Source organism: Stenotrophomonas sp. 3diitr2024, assembly GCF_042136455.1.
Lineage (GTDB): Bacteria > Pseudomonadota > Gammaproteobacteria > Xanthomonadales > Xanthomonadaceae > Stenotrophomonas > Stenotrophomonas sepilia.
This window is the reverse complement of sequence record NZ_JBHHMJ010000731.1, coordinates 1-303: the sequence shown is the minus strand read 5'-3', so window position 1 is coordinate 303 and position 303 is coordinate 1. Positions and strand designations below refer to the sequence as shown.

Sequence of the window (303 nt, the reverse complement as noted above, 5' to 3'; positions counted from 1 at the left end):
GGCGTGCGGGTCTTCTACACCCAGGTGTTCCGCGACAACTTCTTCCATGCCGATGCGCACGCCGGCAACATCTGGGTCGACACCGATCCGGGCCGCCGGGGACCACCCGGAGAGGTGGCAGAGTGGTTGAATGTACCTGACTCGAAATCAGGCAGGCGTTTATAGCGCCTCGGGGGTTCGAATCCTTGACGGCCCACCAAGACAGAAGCCACCTGGTACGCCAGGTGGCTTTTTTCTTATTGGTGTGACTCCCATCGTTCCGATGGATCACGCGTTGCAGAACCCGTTTGGCGTGGATCTGCA

At 59.7% G+C, this 303-nt stretch carries 1 tRNA gene and 1 pseudogene; both read left to right on the top strand.

The annotated features are described in order from the left end of the window. A pseudogene (locus tag ABGA94_RS19075) lies at positions 1–120 on the top strand (AarF/UbiB family protein); the annotation flags it as partial. Beyond that, a tRNA-Ser gene (locus ABGA94_RS19070) sits at positions 117–199 on the top strand. The pseudogene ABGA94_RS19075 and the gene ABGA94_RS19070, both read left to right, overlap by 4 nt. Positions 200–303 lie beyond the last annotated feature (104 nt).